17 protein-coding genes are annotated in these 18060 nt (G+C 69.0%); all 17 read left to right on the plus strand.

The genetic code is table 11. The features are described 5' to 3' along the window. The first annotated feature begins 58 nt into the window (after positions 1-58). The 17 genes from aroC to Tharo_RS06025 all read left to right on the plus strand — a co-directional run bounded on the left by aroC (position 59) and on the right by Tharo_RS06025 (position 18052). Positions 59-1189 (plus strand): chorismate synthase, encoded by a 1131-nt coding sequence (gene aroC / locus Tharo_RS05945; RefSeq protein ID WP_107220407.1) that lies wholly within the window; start codon positions 59-61, stop codon positions 1187-1189. Between the two features lie 151 nt (positions 1190-1340). Then, the gene (locus Tharo_RS05950) at positions 1341-2501 is read left to right on the plus strand and encodes an MFS transporter (protein WP_107220408.1); all 1161 of its coding nucleotides are present in this window, start codon (positions 1341-1343) and stop codon (positions 2499-2501) included. Between the two features lie 15 nt (positions 2502-2516). Further along, positions 2517-3332, plus strand: a complete 816-nt coding sequence (locus tag Tharo_RS05955; RefSeq protein WP_107220409.1) for a M48 family metallopeptidase — start codon at positions 2517-2519, stop codon at positions 3330-3332. A gap of 79 nt (positions 3333-3411) precedes the next feature. Further along, a complete protein-coding gene (gene leuC / locus Tharo_RS05960) occupies positions 3412-4821 on the plus strand; it encodes a 3-isopropylmalate dehydratase large subunit (protein WP_107220410.1) in 1410 nt (469 codons plus the stop codon). A gap of 29 nt (positions 4822-4850) precedes the next feature. Next, positions 4851-4979, plus strand: a complete 129-nt coding sequence (locus Tharo_RS05965) for an entericidin A/B family lipoprotein (protein ID WP_107220411.1) — start codon at positions 4851-4853, stop codon at positions 4977-4979. Next, positions 4979-5617, plus strand: a complete 639-nt coding sequence (gene leuD / locus Tharo_RS05970) for a 3-isopropylmalate dehydratase small subunit (RefSeq protein WP_107220412.1) — start codon at positions 4979-4981, stop codon at positions 5615-5617. Before Tharo_RS05965 ends, leuD begins: the two co-directional genes overlap by 1 nt. An 18-nt stretch (positions 5618-5635) precedes the next feature. Next, complete coding sequence (gene leuB, locus Tharo_RS05975; RefSeq protein WP_107220413.1) at positions 5636-6700, plus strand: 3-isopropylmalate dehydrogenase; 1065 nt, start codon at positions 5636-5638, stop codon at positions 6698-6700. 54 nt (positions 6701-6754) lie between these two features. Beyond that, complete coding sequence (gene asd, locus Tharo_RS05980) at positions 6755-7888, plus strand: aspartate-semialdehyde dehydrogenase (protein ID WP_107222330.1); 1134 nt, start codon at positions 6755-6757, stop codon at positions 7886-7888. 192 nt (positions 7889-8080) lie between these two features. Beyond that, positions 8081-11023, plus strand: coding sequence for a FimV/HubP family polar landmark protein (locus Tharo_RS05985; RefSeq protein ID WP_107220414.1), 2943 nt, complete (start codon positions 8081-8083; stop codon positions 11021-11023). 29 nt (positions 11024-11052) lie between these two features. Next, positions 11053-11676 (plus strand): energy-coupling factor transporter transmembrane protein EcfT, encoded by a 624-nt coding sequence (locus Tharo_RS05990; RefSeq protein ID WP_245881012.1) that lies wholly within the window; start codon positions 11053-11055, stop codon positions 11674-11676. Further along, complete coding sequence (truA, locus tag Tharo_RS05995; protein ID WP_107220415.1) at positions 11673-12470, plus strand: tRNA pseudouridine(38-40) synthase TruA; 798 nt, start codon at positions 11673-11675, stop codon at positions 12468-12470. The genes Tharo_RS05990 and truA overlap by 4 nt, the downstream gene beginning before the upstream one ends. Further along, positions 12471-13094: a phosphoribosylanthranilate isomerase gene (locus tag Tharo_RS06000; RefSeq protein WP_107220416.1), complete on the plus strand. Its 624-nt coding sequence runs from the start codon at positions 12471-12473 to the stop codon at positions 13092-13094. It begins immediately after the preceding gene. Then, on the plus strand, positions 13087-14292 hold the full coding sequence (gene trpB, locus Tharo_RS06005) for a tryptophan synthase subunit beta (RefSeq protein WP_211309664.1): 1206 nt from the start codon (positions 13087-13089) through the stop codon (positions 14290-14292). The genes Tharo_RS06000 and trpB overlap by 8 nt, the downstream gene beginning before the upstream one ends. 42 nt (positions 14293-14334) lie before the next feature. Beyond that, entirely contained in the window at positions 14335-15156 is an 822-nt protein-coding gene (gene trpA / locus Tharo_RS06010) for a tryptophan synthase subunit alpha (protein ID WP_107220418.1), read from the plus strand. Next, positions 15153-16031, plus strand: a complete 879-nt coding sequence (gene accD, locus Tharo_RS06015; protein ID WP_107220419.1) for an acetyl-CoA carboxylase, carboxyltransferase subunit beta — start codon at positions 15153-15155, stop codon at positions 16029-16031. Before trpA ends, accD begins: the two co-directional genes overlap by 4 nt. Beyond that, complete coding sequence (folC, locus tag Tharo_RS06020) at positions 16031-17353, plus strand: bifunctional tetrahydrofolate synthase/dihydrofolate synthase (RefSeq protein WP_107220420.1); 1323 nt, start codon at positions 16031-16033, stop codon at positions 17351-17353. The genes accD and folC overlap by 1 nt, the downstream gene beginning before the upstream one ends. 9 nt (positions 17354-17362) lie before the next feature. After that, positions 17363-18052 (plus strand): SPOR domain-containing protein, encoded by a 690-nt coding sequence (locus Tharo_RS06025; protein ID WP_107220421.1) that lies wholly within the window; start codon positions 17363-17365, stop codon positions 18050-18052. Positions 18053-18060 lie beyond the last annotated feature (8 nt).

Genomic DNA, 18060 nt, shown 5'->3' on the forward strand with positions numbered 1-18060 from the left:
GCGCCGCCGAGCACGCTTTCCGCGAGATGGCGGCGGCGGCCTACAGGCGAGTCTTCTCATGTCCGGCAGCACTCTCGGCACGCTCTTCACCGTCACTTCTTTTGGCGAATCCCACGGCCCGGCGATCGGTTGCGTGGTCGACGGCTGCCCGCCGGGGCTGGCGCTCGGCGCGGCCGACATCCAGGCCGAACTGGACCGGCGCAAGCCCGGCACCTCGCGCCACGTCACCCAGCGCCGCGAGCCGGACACGGTGGAAATTCTCTCCGGCGTGTTCGAGGGCGTTACCACGGGCACGCCGATTGCGCTCCTGATCCGCAACCAGGACCAGCGTTCGCACGACTACGGCAACATCGCCGATACCTTCCGTCCCGGCCATGCGGACTATGCCTACCAGCAGAAATACGGGCTGCGCGACTACCGTGGCGGCGGTCGGGCGTCGGCGCGCGAGACCGCGGTCCGGGTTGCCGCCGGCGCGATCGCGCGCAAATGGCTGCGCGAGCGCTACGGCATCGAGATCCGCGCCTGCATGAGCGCGCTCGGGCCGATCGACATCCCCTTCGTGTCCTGGGACGAAGTCGCCGGCAATCCCTTCTTCGCGCCCAATGCCGCGATCGTGCCGCAGCTCGAAGCCTACATGGATGAGCTGCGCAAGTCGGGCGACTCGATCGGCGCCCGCATCGAGGTCGTCGCCAGCGGGGTGCCGGCGGGCTGGGGCGAGCCGGTGTACGACCGCCTGGATGCCGACATCGCCTGGGCGATGATGGGGATCAACGCGGTCAAGGGGGTTGAGATCGGTGCCGGTTTCAGATCGGTGATCCAGCATGGCACCGAGCACAGCGACGAGATGACGCCCGCGGGCTTCCTTTCCAATCATGCCGGCGGCGTGCTCGGCGGCATTTCCACCGGGCAGGACATCCTCGCCAGCATCGCGATCAAGCCGACTTCCAGCATCCGCCTGGACCGGCGCTCGATCGATCGCGGCGGCAATCCGGTGATCGTCAATACCCACGGCCGCCACGACCCCTGCGTCGGCATCCGCGCCACGCCGATCGCCGAGGCGATGCTGGCGCTGGTGCTGATCGACCACGCGCTGCGCCACCGCGCCCAGTGCGGCGATGTCGAATCGGCCACGCCGCGGATCGCCGCGCTCGCGCCGCTGGGCAGCCAGCGCCTGCCTTCGCCGCGCTGAAGCCGCCGCTGCGGCCCGTGCGCGGGCTTGCCGGGCCCGCCCGCAGCGGACGCCAGGGGCGCGGTGACAACGGGTGAGTTCGCGGTGTCGCCGATCGGTAGGCCCGGAGCCGCTCCGCGCCATCTCTCCATCCGGGTTCGATGCAGTCAAGATGATTCCCTACTGGCGCCTGTCGGCGTACTACTTTTTCTACTTCGCCTTCGTCGGCGCGTTCTCGCCGTACTTCACCCTCTATCTGCAGTCGATCGCGCTCACTGCCACCGACATCGCCTTGCTGATGTCGCTGATGCAGCTGATGCGGGTGCTCGCCCCCACTCTGTGGGGCTGGCTGGCCGAGCGCCTGGGCATGCGCCTGGCGATCGTGCGCCTGTCGGCGCTGGCGAGCCTGGCCGGGTTTTCTGTGTTCTTTGTCACGACCGAGTTCGCCGGGCTGTTCGCGGCGATGGCGCTGATGGCTTTTTTCTGGAGTGCCGCCCTGCCGCTTGCCGAAGGGCTCACCTTCTCCCACCTGGGGAAGGATGGGCATCGCTACGGCAGCATCCGGGTCTGGGGCTCGGTCGGATTCATCGCCGCCGTGCTCGCCCTCGGCCATCTGCTCGACCATGTGCCGATCGAGGCCGTGCTCTGGGCCACGGCCGCGATCCTGGGCGGCATCTTCGCTTGTGCGCTGGCCCTGCCCGAGGCCGAGCGTCCGCCGCTGCAGCACGAATCCGCCCGCCTGGGCGAGGTCCTGCGCCGTCCCCAGGTGCAGGCCCTGCTCGGTGCCTGTTTCCTGATGTCGGCGGCGCACGGTGCGCTGTATGTGTTCTACTCGATCTTCCTGGTCGAGCACGGCTACGGCAAGGCGCTGGTGGGCTGGATGTGGACGCTGGGCGTGCTCGCCGAAATCGCGGTGTTCATGCTCATGCCGCGCATCATGAAGCGTTTCGCGCTGCGCTCGATCCTGCTCTTCGCCTTCGCCTGCGCCGTGCTCCGCTTCGTGATGATCGGCTGGGGGGCGGACAGCCTCGGCCTCCTGCTGGTGGCGCAGCTGCTCCATGGCGCCACGTTCGGCGCCTACCATGCGGCGGCGATCGCGGTGGTGAACTTGTGGTTCCCGGGGCGGCTCCAATCCCGCGGGCAGGCGCTGTACGGGAGCTTGTCGTTCGGTGCCGGCGGCATGCTCGGCGGGCTGATCAGCGGCTATACCTGGGAAGCGCTCGGTGCCGCATGGACCTACACTTTGGGCTCGGTTTTCGCGCTTGCCGGCTTGTTGTGGCTGCTGTTGGGCTGGCGCAGTGCGGCGGGGCACGACGCGAACGGTATCGAATGAGGAGAAGCGGGGGTGATGAAGAAAATGTTCGGGACGATGCTGCCGGCCGTGCTGGCGGCGACGATCACGGTGGCCTGCCAGACGGTGCAGACCACCGGTGGCGGTGCGGTCGGGGTCCAGCGTTCGCAGCTGATGATGGTGTCGGCGCAGGAAGTGGAGCAGGCGTCGGCCAAGCAGTATCAGGAACTGCTCGCCGAGGCGCGACGCAAGAATGCCCTCAATCGTGACCCCGCCACGGTCCAGCGCGTGCGGCACATCGTCTCGCGGCTGACGGTGCAGACCCGGGCGTTCCGCCAGGATGCGCCGTCCTGGCAGTGGGAAGCCAATGTGCTGTCGTCCGACGAACTCAACGCCTGGTGCATGGCGGGAGGGAAAATGGCGATCAACACCGGCTTGATCGAGCGCCTGCGCCTGACCGACGACGAGATCGCGGCCGTGATGGGGCATGAGATCGCCCACGCGCTGCGCGAACACGTGCGTGAACAGGTGTCGAAATCGATGGCGACGGGCTTGGGCATTTCCGTGGCTGGGGCCTTGCTCGGGGTGGGGCAGGTGGGGCAGGAGCTGATGGGCACGGTGGCCAAGGTCACGTTCGAACTGCCCAACTCGCGCGAGCATGAAGTCGAGGCCGACCGCATCGGTGTCGAACTGGCCGCGCGTGCGGGCTACGACCCCCGCGCCGCAGTGACGCTGTGGGACAAGATGGCGACCCGGTCGGCGGGGGCTCCGCCGCAGTGGCTGTCCACCCATCCTTCGCACGCCAACCGCCAGCGCGATCTCGCCGACTACGCCGCGCGGGTGATGCCGCTCTACCAGTCCGCCAGGCGCTGACCCGGATGCGCGATCGGCTGTTCAGTCTTGCGGGCTTTGTGAAATAATCTTTCTCTTTTGTTGACGTGGAATTCACGGGATGCAAGCGCAAACGCTGTACGAAAAGCTCTGGTCCAGTCATGTCGTCCACCAGGAAGCCGACGGCACGGCGCTGATCTACATCGACCGCCATCTGGTGCATGAGGTGACCAGCCCGCAGGCCTTCGAAGGACTCAAGCTGGCCGGGCGCAAGCCGTGGCGGATCCGTTCCATCGTCGCCACCGCCGACCACAACACGCCCACCGACCACTGGGAGCAAGGCATCCAGGATCCGGTGTCGCGCCAGCAGGTCGAGACGCTCGATGCCAACATCCGCGCCGTCGGCGCGCTCGCCTATTTCCCGTTCAAGGATGCCCGCCAGGGCATCGTGCACGTGATCGGGCCGGAGAACGGCGCCACCCTGCCGGGCATGACCGTGGTCTGTGGCGACTCCCACACCTCCACCCATGGTGCCTTCGCCTGTCTGGCGCACGGCATCGGCACTTCCGAGGTCGAGCACGTGCTCGCCACCCAGTGCCTGCTGCAGAAGAAGTCGAAGACCATGCTGGTGAAAGTCGACGGCCGGCTCGGCCGCGGCGTCACCGCCAAGGACGTGGTGCTCGCCATCATCGGCCGGATCGGCACCGCCGGCGGCACCGGCTACGCGATCGAGTTCGGCGGCAGCGCGATCCGCGCGCTGTCGATGGAAGGGCGGATGACGGTCTGCAACATGGCGATCGAGGCCGGCGCCCGCGCCGGCCTGGTCGGTGTCGATGAAACCACGATCGCCTACCTCAAGGGTCGCCCCTTCTCGCCGCAGGGCGAAGCCTGGGACAAGGCCGTAGCTTACTGGCGTACGCTGAAGAGCGACGACGGGGCGCAGTTCGACAAGGTCATCGAGTTGCAGGCCGAGGACATCCTGCCCCAGGTCACCTGGGGAACCTCGCCGGAAATGGTCACTTCCATCGACGGGCGCGTCCCCGACCCCGCCGCGGTCGCCGACCCGGTGCGCCGCGAGGGCATCGAGCGCGCGCTGAAATACATGGGACTGGCCCCGAACACGCCGATCACCGAGATCGCCGTCGATCAGGTCTTCATCGGCTCGTGCACCAACTCGCGCATCGAAGACCTGCGCGAAGCGGCCGCAGTGGCGAAAGGGCGCAGCAAGGCGGCCAGCGTCCGCCGCGTGCTGGTGGTGCCGGGCTCGGGCCTGGTCAAGCGCCAGGCCGAAGAGGAAGGGCTGCACGAGGTCTTCCTCGCCGCCGGCTTCGAATGGCGCGAACCGGGCTGTTCGATGTGCCTGGCGATGAACGCCGACCGCCTGGAACCGGGCGAGCGCTGCGCCTCGACCTCGAACCGCAACTTCGAAGGCCGTCAGGGCGCGGGCGGGCGGACCCACCTCGTCAGTCCGGGGATGGCGGCGGCCGCTGCGGTGACCGGGCGCTTCACCGACGTGCGCACGCTGGCCTGAGCACCGCATTCCAGATTCCGGAGAAGGCAATGAAGAAACTCGCACTGATCGCCGCGGCGCTCGTCGCCGGCTTCGTTTCCATCGCCTGCAACACCGTGCAGGGCGTCGGCAAGGACATCGAAAAGGGTGGCGAGGCCATCCAGAGGGCAGTCAAGTAATGAAACCGTTCACCACGCTCGACGGCCTGGTCGCGCCGCTCGACCGCGCCAACGTCGATACCGATGCGATCATCCCCAAGCAGTTCCTGAAGTCGATCCAGCGCAGCGGCTTCGGCCCCAACGCTTTCGACGAATGGCGCTACCTCGACGTCGGCGAGCCCGGCCAGGACTGCAGCGCGCGGCCGCTGAATCCGGACTTCGTCCTCAACCAGGCGCGCTACCAGGGCGCGCAGATCCTGCTCACGCGCGACAACTTCGGCTGCGGCAGCTCGCGCGAGCACGCGCCGTGGGCGCTCGAAGACTACGGCTTCCGCGTCCTGATCGGCCCCAGCTTTGCCGACATCTTCTTCAACAACAGCTTCAAGAACGGTCTGCTGCCGATCAAGCTCGAGGCCGCCGAGGTCGATGCGCTGTTCCGCCAGTGCGAGGCCAATGCGGGCTATCGCCTCAAGGTCGACCTCGCGGCGCAGACCATCACCCGCCCGGATGGCAAGGCGATCGCCTTCGACATCGATCCCTTCCGCAAGGAATGCCTGCTCAACGGCTGGGACGACATCGGCCTGACCCTGCGCCACGCCGACAAGATCCGCGCCTTCGAAGAGCGGCGCCGTGCCGAACACCCCTATTACTTTGCCTGAACCGAGGAAAACGACCCGATGAAGATTTGCGTGCTGCCGGGAGACGGCATCGGTCCCGAGATCATGGCGCAAGCCGTGCGCGTGCTCGGCGCGCTCGACCTGAAGCTGGAAATGGAAGAAGCGCTGCTCGGCGGCTGTGCGGTGGACGCCACCGGCAACCCGTATCCGGAAGCGGCCCAAAAGCTCGCCCGCGCCGCCGACGCGGTGCTGCTCGGCGCCGTCGGCGGCCCGAAGTGGGACGCCCTGCCGCGCGAGCAGCGCCCGGAGCGCGGCCTGCTCGGCATCCGCAAGGACCTGAACCTGTTCGCCAATCTGCGCCCGGCGATCCTGTATCCGGAACTGGCCAACGCCTCCTCGCTCAAGCCCGAGGTCGTCGCCGGGCTGGACATCCTGATCGTGCGCGAACTGACCGGCGACATCTACTTCGGCCAGCCGCGCGGCATCGAGACGCGCGAGGTCGAGGGCACGCTGCAGCGCGTGGGCTGGAACACGATGATCTACGCCGAGTACGAGATCCGCCGCATCCTCAAGGTCGCGTTCGAGGCGGCGCAGAAGCGCGGCAAGAAGCTGTGCTCGGTCGACAAGATGAACGTGCTCGAATGCACCCAGCTGTGGCGCGACATCGCCGACGAGATGGCGAAGGACTACCCCGACGTCGAACTCAGCCACATGCTGGTCGACAATGCCGCGATGCAGCTCGTGCGCGCGCCCAAACAGTTCGACGTGATGGTCACCGGCAACATGTTCGGCGACATCCTGTCGGACGAGGCCTCGATGCTCACCGGTTCGATCGGCATGCTGCCCTCGGCCTCGCTCGACGCCGACAACAAGGGCCTGTACGAGCCTTCGCACGGCTCGGCGCCCGACATCGCCGGCAAGAACCTGGCCAACCCGCTCGCCACCATCCTGTCGGCGGCGATGATGCTGCGCTATACCTTCAATCAGGAAGAGGCCGCCCAGCGCGTCGAGAATGCGGTCAAGAAGGTGCTCGCCCAGGGCTATCGCACTGGCGACATCCATGAACCGGGCACCAACAAGGTCGGTACGCGCGAGATGGGCGACGCGGTCCTCGCGGCACTGTAAGCTGTCGTACCTGCAAGGGTTTTTCGAAGAACGTTTCTGTAGAGAGTGATGAACATGAATCGAGTCGGTCTGGTCGGCTGGCGTGGCATGGTCGGTTCCGTGCTGATGCAGCGCATGGTGGAAGAGGGCGACTTCGCCTTCATCGAGCCGGTGTATTTCTCCACCTCCAACGCCGGCGGCAAGGCGCCGTCCTTCGGCGGCAAGGAAGCGGCGTCGCCGCTGCAGGACGCGACGGACATCGACGCGCTCAAGGCCTGCGACATCGTCATCACCTGCCAGGGCGGCGACTACACCAAGGAAGTCTTCCCCAAGCTGCGCGCCACCGGCTGGAACGGCCACTGGATCGACGCTGCATCCGCGCTGCGCATGAACGACGACGCGGTGATCATCCTCGACCCGGTCAACCGCAACGTCATCGACGCCGCGCTGGCCAAGGGCGGGCGCAACTGGATCGGCGGCAACTGCACCGTGTCGCTGATGCTGATGGGCCTGGGCGGCCTGTTTCGCCACGGCCTGGTCGAGTGGATCTCGGCGATGACCTACCAGGCCGCCTCGGGCGCCGGCGCGCAGAACATGCGCGAGCTCATCAGCCAGATGGGCACTCTCCACGATTCGGTCAAGGACCTGCTCGCCGACCCGGCTTCGGCGATCCTCGAGATCGACCGTAAGGTCGCCGAGACCCTGCGCTCGGACAGCTTCCCGAAGAAGAACTTCCGCAACACCCCGCTCGCCGGCAGCCTCATCCCGTGGATCGACGTGCCGGTCGAACACGGCCAGAGCAAGGAAGAATGGAAGGGCGGCGCCGAGTGCAACAAGATCCTCGGCAACCCGGCCTTCCGCACTCCGGGCTCGATTCCGATCGACGGCCTGTGCGTGCGCATCGGCGCGATGCGCTGCCATTCGCAGGCGCTAACGATCAAGCTGAAGAAGGACGTGCCGCTCGACGAGCTCAGCGAGATCATCGCCGGCGGCAATCAATGGGTGAAGGTCGTGCCCAACGAGCGCGAGGCGACCGAGCGCGAACTGACCCCGACCGCGGTCACCGGCACGCTGAGCGTCCCGGTCGGGCGCCTGCACAAGATGGCGATGGGGCCCGACTACCTCGGTGCCTTCACCGTCGGCGACCAGTTGCTGTGGGGGGCGGCCGAACCGCTGCGCCGGATGCTGCGCATTCTGCTCGAACGCTGAGCGTTGTTCCTTCCGGCAGACTAAAAGGGGGCGAAAGCCCCCTTTGTCATGAGGGGAGCGCCGCGCCGGGCCCTCCGCCGGCCGGCGCCGGCTGATGCGGGAAGGCTGGGAAGATGCTAGATTCACAGGCCGATCCACGACGCCTTTGACCGTAAAGCTCAGTTTCGGGGGAAACGCGGTTTGAAATCCAACATGACCAGGTCGCTCAAGGCATCACTCATCGCCCTTTCCATCGCCGCGATCCCTTTTGCCGTCCAGGGTGCGGGGCTGGGGCAGATCAGTGTGTTCAGCGCCCTGGGGCAACCGCTGCGCGCGCAGATCCCGGTCAGCGCCACCCCCCAGGAACTACGCTCGCTGAATGCCCGCATCGCTTCCCCCGAGGCCTTCCGCCAGGCCCAGCTCGGTTACGGCAGCGCAGCCCGCAGCATCCGCCTCCGCGTTGATACCGGGGCCGCGGGAGCGGTGATCCACCTGTCGAGCGAGCGTCCGATCAACGACCCCTTCGTCGATTTGCTGGTCGAGTTGAACTGGGATGCCGGACGGCTCGTGCGCGAATACACTTTCTTGCTCGATCCCGTCGATTTCGCCGCACCGAGCCCGCTTGCGGCTGCGGTCGAAGCTCCGCTCGCTTCTCCGTCACCGCGTCCCCCGCTCGCCGCCGCGCCCTCCGCGCCCACCAGGGGCGCGTTGCCATCGACCCATGCAGTGCGCCGCGGCGAGACGCTCTACCGAATCGCCGTCACTCATCTTCAGCCGGGCATGACGCTCGACCAGATGCTGGTGGCGCTGTATCGCACCAATCCGGACGCTTTTGCCGAGGGCAATATCAACCGCTTGCGCGCCGGCGCGGTGCTGAGCCTGCCCGCCGCCGATACGGTACGAGCGATCGGCGCGGAACAGGCGCAGCGCGAGATTCGTGCTCAGTCTGCCGATTTCGACGCTTACCGGCGCGGTCTCGCCGCCGCGGTGGAGCACCGTGCGCCGGCCCCCGCGCCTGCCGACGAGCAGGTGAGCGCGGGGCGCATCGTTCCCCGGGTGGATGCGCGCGCAGCGGGCGACGACAACGCTGATCAGTTGCATGTATCCCGCAGCCGGCCTGCCGGCGCGGGCGAAGCCGAAGCGCGTCTGCAGGCGCTCGAAGAAGAGCTCGGCTCGCGCGAGCGCTCGCTCGACGAAGCTGCCGCCCGCCTTGCCTTGCTCGAAAGCAGCATCCGCGGCCTGCAGCGCCTGCTGGAGTTGCAAAACGGAACCATGGGCAGCCTGCAGGAACAGGCCGCCCCCGCAGCAGCGGAGACGCGGGAAGGACCGGCCGGCGCCAACCGGGAGCCGGTGCCGGTGCCGGCCGCGGCTGGCGCGGAGGTCGCCGGCAGCGAAGCGGCCCGGGCGGCGAAGGTCGCTCCCGCCCCGGCACCCGCAAGCGCGCAGAGTGCTCCGCCGTCGGGCGGCGACAGCGCTCCCGGCGTGCTTGACGCGATGCTCGGGGATTCGAAAATGCTCGCCGGCGCGGCGGCCATCCTCGTCCTGCTGCTGGCGTATGCGGGACTCGGGCGGCGGCGCAGGCAAGCCGAGGCGCGCCGCGCCGGTGCGGGTGAAGAGGGCGCGGGCGACGCCGTTTTTAGCGGTAGCGGCGGACATCCTGCGGATGCAGCCGCAGCGAGCATCATGAATACCGATTTCGGTCGTTCGGGGCTGGCGTCGATCGATACCGACGAAGGCGTCGACCCGGTTGCCGAGGCCGATGTGTATATGGCCTACGGCCGCGACGTGCAGGCCGAGGAAATTCTCCAGGATGCGCTGAAGACGGACCCGAAGCGCGCCGCGATCCATCTGAAACTGCTCGAGATTCATGCCCAGCGCGGCGATCCGTCCCGCTTCGGAGAAGTGGCAGGCGAACTGTTCGCCGTCACTGCCGGGCGCGGCCGGGATTGGGACAAGGCGGCGGCGCTGGGGCGCAAGCTCGACCCGAAGAACCCCCGTTACCGGGAGCCCGCCGCCGAAACTGCGGTCACGGGCGAGCGCGGCGGGGCGCCCGCCGTCGCGGCAGCGGGCGGGGGCGTGCTTGCGGCGCAGGTCGTGGCCGGCGAGCTTTCCCGCTTGCAGCAGGACGTTGCCGGCCGGCATGCCCTCGATTTCGCCGAACCGGCGCCGGCGAGCCCGGCGGGCGACGGCGTGGAGCAGGGCGGCGGCTTTGCTGCGGTGCCCCGCGGCGATGCCCAGGAAGAAGGAGCAATGGCCTCCTCCGCCACGTTCCGGGCGGGGGCGCCGGATGCGGTGTCTGCCGCTGCGCCGGCGCTGCCGGTCGAGGCGCAGGTGGAGGCGCTCGATTTCGACCTCGGGTCTGGGGTGCCGGCCGTCGCGACGGCGCGTGGTGCTGAAGCGCAGGCGGAGGCGGAGCGGGCCGCTGCAGTGCCGGAGGAGCCCGCGCTGGAATTCGATTTCGATCTCGATTTCGGCACTGGCGGAGACGCGGGGAATGTGGGGAGTGCGGGGGATGCGGCCGAGCCCGGCCGCGGTGCGCAGGAGCGCGTCGGGGAGGCCGGCGCTGGTGCAGCGCTGGATTTCGAGTTGCCGGATCTCGATCTGGAACTGGATGCACCCCAGCCCTGGGCGGTCGACATGAACGCCACGGTGGTGTGTCCGGATGACGCCGCCGAGGTGTTCGAGGGCGGGCGTCCGAGCCTGGCAGCGACCGGGGATGCGCCGTTCGATCCGGTGGCCGCGCCCCGGTCCGCACCCACCTCGGGGACCACCTCGGGGACCACGAGTGCCGACCGCCGTCCGCTCGATTCCGGCTTCAGCCCCGACGCGCCCGCGCCCGTCGCGCCGTCCGCGGATACCGCGCCCGAACTGGATCTGGGCACGCTCGATCTCGAACTCGATACGCTCGCTGGAGCCGGCATTTCGGTCACGGAAATCCCCGCGCCGGACGAGGTCCGTATCGGCGCCGAGCTCGCCGACGAGGCTGCCGCGCGCGGCGAGGGCGATGGCATCGAGACCAAGCTCGAACTGGCGCGGGCGTACGAGGAAATGGGAGACCGGGAAGGGGCGGCCGAACTGCTCCGCGAAGTCATTGGCGAAGGCTCCGCCGCGCAACGCAGCGCCGCGCGCGAAATGCTCTCCGCCCTCGACCGATGACGCTGCAGGGCGGCTGCCTGCGGCGGTTCTTGACCCTGAACGACATGCACTCCGGCCTCATCCTGTTGCTCTGGCTCGCCGCCGTCGCCTCGATCCAGATTCTGCCTCCTGCCGCCCTCGGGCCTGCGGTCCTGTCGTGTACGGCGGCCGTCCTCCTGTTCGCGCGCGTGCGCGGCCTTCGTCTGTTGCGCCGGATCCGGGTGTTGTTGCTGGCGATCGTCGTCCTGTTCGCCTGGTTTACGCCGGGCGAGGCGCTCCTGCTCGATTGGCCGCGGCTGGGGCCCAGCCGCGAAGGAAGCGTCCTCGCCCTGGTGCACGGCGCCCGCCTGGTCGCGGTCGTGTGCGCGGTCGCCTTGCTTCTCGAGCACCTTCCCCTGCCGCGCCTGATCGGCGGTCTGTACGCGCTCAGCCGCCCGCTGCGTCTGATCGGGGTGCCGCCCGAGCGGCTGGCGTTGCGCCTGCTGCTGGTGCTGCGCTATGTCGATGCCTCGCCCCGCGGGCACAAGCAGATGCACTGGAAAGAGTGGCTGGAAGACGAGGCGACGGGTTCGGACAACCCAGCGGTGCTGCTGCAGCGCGAGCGCCTGAGCCGGACCGACGCCGTGGTCGCGCTCGGCGTGTTCGCGATGCTGTTCTGGTGGAGCCTGGGATGAAGCGGATCGTGCTCGGGCTCGAATATGCGGGGGATGCATTCTGCGGCTGGCAAAGCCAGGCGCACGGGCGCACCGTGCAGGACGTGCTGGAGGCCGCGCTCGGGCGGATCGCCGCCGAGCCGGTGCGTCTGCACTGTGCCGGGCGCACCGACACCGGAGTCCATGCGAGCGTTCAGGTGGTGCACTTCGATACCCGTGCGCAGCGCCCGTTGTCGGCCTGGGTGCGCGGAGTCAATGCCCTCCTTCCGGCGACAGTGGTGGTGCGCTGGTCGGTGGAGGCCGACCAGGATTTCCACGCCCGCTACCTCGCCACCGAGCGTCGCTACCGCTACATCCTGCACAACGCGCCGACGCGGCCGGCCCTGCTCGCGGGGCGGGTCGGCTGGTTCCATCTTCCGCTCGACGAGGGGCGGATGGCCGAGGCTGCGGCCTGCCTGGTCGGGACCCACGACTTTTCCTCGTTCCGGGCCGCCGGCTGCCAGTCGAAGACGCCGGTGCGGGTGATGCACGAGGCCCGGGTCGGGCGCCAGGGCGACTACCTGCTGTTCGATTTCCGCGCCAACGGCTTTCTCCACCACATGATCCGTAACCTGGTCGGCGCCCTGGTCTATGTCGGCAAGGGACGTTATCCGCCCTCCTGGATGGGCGAACTGCTGCAAGCGCGCGATCGCAGCCGTGCCGCGCCCACCTTCGCCGCCGACGGCCTCTACCTGTGCGGAGTGAGCTACCCGCCGCGCTGGTCGCTGCCCGATGATGGGCGTATCATCGCGCTGCCTCAGCTTCCCCTCGCCTGAATGTCCCGTACCCGAATCAAGATCTGCGGCCTGACGCGGGCGCAAGACGTGCGCGCGGCGGTCCGGAGCGGTGCCGATGCGATCGGCTTCGTCTTCTATCCGCCCAGCCCGCGCGCGATCGATGTCGACCGCGCGGCCGAACTCGCCGCCATGCTGCCGCCGTTCGTCACCGCGGTCGGCCTGTTCGTCAATCCCGCGCCCGCCGAGGTCGAGGCGGTGCTCGCGCGCGTACCCTTGCAATTGTTGCAGTTCCACGGTGACGAGGGCGAAGCCGACTGCGCCCGCTATGGCTTGCCCTGGATCAAGGCGGCGAGGATGCGGGCGGGAGTCGATCTGCTAGAATTCGCCCTTTCGCATCCGCGCGCCCGCGGCATCCTGGTCGACGCCTTCGTCGCCGGCTACGGCGGCGGCGGCGAGACGTTCGACTGGTCGCTGATCCCGCAGGGCTTCGAGCGCCCGCTGGTGCTGTCCGGCGGCCTCGATGCAGACAACGTCGGCGAGGCGATCCGCCGCGTCCGCCCATGGGCGGTGGACGTCTCGAGCGGAGTGGAAAGTGCCAAGGGAATCAAGGATGCGGCCAAGATCGCCGCGTTCATCGCCGGAGTTCGACACGCAGATGGCTGATACGCCTTACCAGTTTCCCGATGCCAGCGGGCATTTCGGCCCCTATGGCGGCGTGTTCGTCGCCGAAACCCTGATGCCGGCGCTGGCCGAGCTGCGCGAAGCCTACGCCGCGTGCCAGAACGACCCGGACTTCATCGCCGAGTTCGAATACGAGCTGAAGCACTACGTCGGCCGCCCGAGCCCGATCTACCACGCCCGGCGCTGGTCCGGCCTGCTTGGCGGCGCCCAGATCTACCTCAAGCGCGAAGACCTCAACCATACCGGCGCGCACAAGGTGAACAACTGCATCGGCCAGGCGCTGGTCGCCCGCCGCATGGGCAAGCCGCGCGTGATCGCCGAGACCGGCGCCGGCCAGCACGGGGTCGCCACCGCCACCGTGGCCGCGCGCTACGGCATGGAGTGCGTGGTCTACATGGGCGCGGAGGACGTCAAGCGCCAGGCCGCCAACGTCTACCGGATGAAGCTGCTCGGCGCCACCGTGGTTCCGGTGGAGTCCGGCTCGAAGACGCTGAAGGACGCGTTGAACGAGGCCATGCGCGACTGGGTCACCCACATTGCCGACACCTTCTACATCATCGGCACCGTCGCCGGACCCCATCCCTACCCGATGATGGTGCGCGACTTCCAGGCCGTGATCGGCAAGGAGTGCCTGGTGCAGATGCCCGAGATGGCCGGCCGCCAGCCCGACTACGTCATCGCCTGCGTTGGCGGCGGCTCCAACGCGATGGGCATCTTCCACCCCTACCTCGACCTGCCCGGCGTCAAGCTCGTCGGCGTCGAGGCGGCGGGCGAGGGCATCGACAGCGGCCACCACGCGGCCTCGCTGACGGCGGGCCGCCCGGGCGTGCTGCATGGCAACCGCACCTACCTGCTGCAGGACGAGGACGGCCAGATCATCGAGACGCATTCGATCTCCGCCGGCCTCGACTACCCGGGCGTCGGCCCCGAGCATGCCTGGCTGAAGGACTCCGCCCGCGCCGAATACGTCGGCGTCACCGACGCCGAGGCCCTGCAGGCCTTCCACGACCTGTGCCGGCTCGAAGGCATCATTCCGGCGCTCGAGTCCTCGCATGCGCTGGCTTATGCGGCGAAGCTGGCGCCCACGTTGCCGCGGGACCGCGTCCTGCTGGTCAATCTGTCCGGGCGCGGCGACAAGGACATGCACACCGTCGCCGAACGCTCCGGCCTCCAGTTCTGAACCCGAGCGGGCCGCTTCCACGGCCCGCAGCGTGATCGAGACATGTCAAGAATCCACACCGTTTTCCAGCGCCTGCAGGCCGATGGCCGCAAGGCGCTCATCCCTTTCGTGACCGCCGGTTTCCCCGCGCCCGGGCTCAGCCTGCCGCTGATGCGCGCGCTGGTCGAAGGCGGCGCCGACATCATCGAGCTCGGTGTGCCGTTCTCCGATCCGATGGCCGACGGGCCGACGATCCAGCGTGCCTCCGAGCGCGCGCTCGCCCAGGGCATGAGCCTGCGCAAGGTGCTCGACATCGTGCGCGCCTTCCGCGCCGACGATGCGGCCACTCCGGTGGTGCTGATGGGCTATGCCAACCCGATTGAGGCGATGGGGGCGGAGCGCTTCGTCGCCGAAGCCGTCGCGGCCGGCGTCGACGGCGTGCTCGTGGTGGACTACCCGCCCGAGGAATGCGTCGCCTTCGCCGATACGGCCAAGGCGGGCGGGCTGGATCCGATCTTCCTGCTCGCGCCGACCTCGTCCGAGCAGCGCTTCGCCGACGTCGCCCGCGCCGGCAGCGGCTACATCTATTACGTGTCGCTGAAGGGCGTGACCGGCAGCGGCAAGCTCGACGTCGATGAAGTGGCGCGGCGCATTCCGCAGATCCGTGCCGCGGTCGGCATGCCGGTGGGAGTCGGCTTCGGCATCCGCGATGCCGAAAGCGCACGGCGCATCGGCGCGGTGGCCGATGCGGTCGTGATCGGCAGCCGCATCATCGAGGAAATCGAAAACAATCCGGGCGCGGAAGTGGCCTGCGTCACCGCCTTCATGCGGGGTATCCGTGCTGCGCTCGACGGGTTCGCGCCGGCAACAGGAGAGGCACCATGAGCTGGTTGCAGAAATTGCTGCCGCCGCGGATCAAGCGTGGTCAGGCATCGGCGCGCAACAAGTCGATCCCGGAAGGCGTATGGAGCAAGTGCGAGGGCTGCGAGGCGGTGCTCTACCGCGCCGATCTCGACGGCAACCTCGGTGTCTGCCCCAAGTGCGGCCATCATCACCGGCTGCGCGCGCGGCGGCGCCTGGACATCCTGCTCGATGCGGAAGAGCGCATCGAGATCGGCGCCGGAGTCACGCCGGTCGATGCGCTGAAGTTCAAGGACTCGCGCAAGTACCCCGAGCGCCTGTCGGCCGCCGCCGCCGATACCGGTGAGGCCGACGCGATGGTGGTGATGCGCGGCGCGATCAAGACCCTGCCGGTGGTGGTGGCCTGCTTCGAGTTCGAGTTTCTCGGCGGCTCGATGGGCTCGGTGGTCGGCGAGCGCTTCGTGCGCGGCGCGCGCGAAGCCTACGAGCAGCGCCTGCCGTTCATCTGCATCACCGCTTCGGGCGGCGCGCGCATGCAGGAAGGCCTGCTGTCGCTGATGCAGATGGCCAAGACCACGGCCTCGATCACCCGTCTGGCCGAGCGCCGCCTGCCTTTCGTGACCGTGCTGACCGACCCCACCATGGGCGGCGTGTCGGCCAGCTTCGCCTTCATGGGCGACGTCGTGGTTGCCGAGCCCGGTGCGCTGATCGGTTTCGCCGGGCCGCGGGTGATCGAGCAGACGGTGCGTGAAAAACTCCCGGAAGGGTTCCAGCGCGCCGAGTTCCTGCTCGAAAAAGGCGCGGTGGACATCATCGTCGACCGGCGCGAGATGCGCGACCGGCTGGCCGCACTGCTCGCGATGCTGGCCCGCCACCCTGCCGACGTGGTTGCCGCCTGATGCCTCGCGCTGCCGAACAGCCGTCGTTGCCGGACACGCTGGCCGGTTGGCTCGACCTCCTCGAACAGCGCCACGGGCAGCGCATCGAGCTCGGCCTCGAGCGCGTGCGCACGGTGCGGGCGGCGATGGGCGCGCCGTCGGACGCGGTATTGATCACCGTCGGCGGCACCAACGGCAAGGGCTCGTGCTGCGCGATGCTCGAGAGCATCCTGCTCGCCGCCGGCTACCGGGTCGGTTGCTACACTTCGCCCCACCTGCTGCGCTACAACGAGCGCGTGCGTATCGACGGCAAGGATGCGGACGATGCCCGCCTCGTCGCCGCATTCGCCGCGGTCGAGGCGGCGCGCGGCGCCACCCCGCTGACCTACTTCGAGCACGGCACGCTCGCCGCCTGGGCGCTGTTCGCCGCCGAGCGCCCGGACGTGATCATTCTCGAAGTCGGCCTGGGCGGGCGCCTGGACGCGGTCAACGTGTTCGACGCCGACTGCGCGATCGTCACCGGCGTGGCGATGGACCACATGGAGTATCTCGGCGACACGCGCGAGAAGATCGGCTTCGAGAAGGCCGGCATTTTCCGCGCTGGCCGGCCCGCGGTATGCGGCGACCCGCAGCCGCCGGCGAGCCTGCTCGAGCATGCACGCGCGATCGGTGCCGAACTGTGGGTCAGCGGCCGGGACTTCGGCTTCGGCGGCGACCGCCAGCAGTGGGGCTACTGGCGCTATGCGCTGCCTGCCGCTCAGGGCGCGCTGCTTCGGCGCGGCGGGCTGGCGTACCCGGCGCTGCGCGGGGCCAACCAGCTGCTCAACGCTGCCGCCGTGCTCACCGCGCTGGAATGCCTGAGGCAGCGCCTGCCGGTGTCGATGCAGCACGTTCGCCAGGGCCTGATGCTGGTCGACGTGCCGGGGCGCTTCCAGGTGCTGCCGGGGCGACCGGCGGTGGTGCTCGATGTCGCGCACAATCCGCAAGCCGCCGGCGTGCTCGCGGAAAACCTCGGCAACATGGGGTTTTATCCCGAAACCTGGGCAGTGCTGGGCATGCTCGGCGACAAGGATGTTGCCGGCGTGGTGGCGCGGATGGCCGACCGGGTCGATCACTGGCTGCTGGCCGACCTGCCCGGGCCGCGCGGCCTGTCGGCGCAGGCGCTGGCCGAGCGGGTGCGCGAGGCCGGTGGCAGGGGGGATCTGCATTGTTTCGGCTCGCCTGCAGACGCGTTTGTTGCAGCGCAGGAGGGGGCTGCCGAGGGTGATAGAATCGTGGCCTTCGGTTCCTTCCTGACGGTGGCGGACGTGCTTGCAGCGCTCAGGGCTGCGCGGCACGGGTGAGGTTCTCCGGTGAGCGACGCAGACAATCTGGAAATCAAGAAACGCGCCCGGCGGCGGCTGGTCGGCGCCATCGCGTTGGCGCTGCTGGCGGCGATCGTGCTGCCGATGACGATGGATCAGGAGCCGCACTCTTCGGTGCAGGATATCCAGATCACGATTCCCGACCAGGAGGCTGCTACCGGGCTGCAGCGCCCGCTCGCGGCGGCGTCGCCGTCCGCCGACATCGCCCCGCCGCCGGAAGAGGAAGACCGCGCCGCATCCCCCGGCGACAAGCCGGCGCCGCCCGTCGATGCTCCGCCGGCGCCTGTGCCCGCATCCTCCGCAGCACCACCTCCTGCACCCTCTCCCGCTTCCCCTCCCGCATCCAAACCGGAGGCGCCCGTGCTCCCGGCGCCCGAGCCGCGTCCGCTTCCCGCCCCCCCTGCCGAAGAGGAGGCCCGGGTGCGGGCGATCCTCAGCGGCAAGCCGGTGCCGCCGCGCGCGGAGTCCTTCATCGTCCAGGTCGGTGCTTTCAGCGATGCCGCGAAGGCGGCGCGCCTGGCCGAGCAACTCAAGGCGAAGGGGTTCCCCGCCTACACCGAGGCGGTGGGGAGCGTCACCCGGGTCCGGGTCGGCCCGGTTCCGGGACGGTCCGCCGCCGAGGCGGTGGCGGCCCGGCTCGAGGCGGGCGGCTACCAGGCCGTGCTGCAGGCGCGCTGAGTGGCGGC

The organism is Thauera aromatica K172, from assembly GCF_003030465.1.
In the GTDB taxonomy this organism is placed as follows: Bacteria; Pseudomonadota; Gammaproteobacteria; order Burkholderiales; family Rhodocyclaceae; genus Thauera; species Thauera aromatica.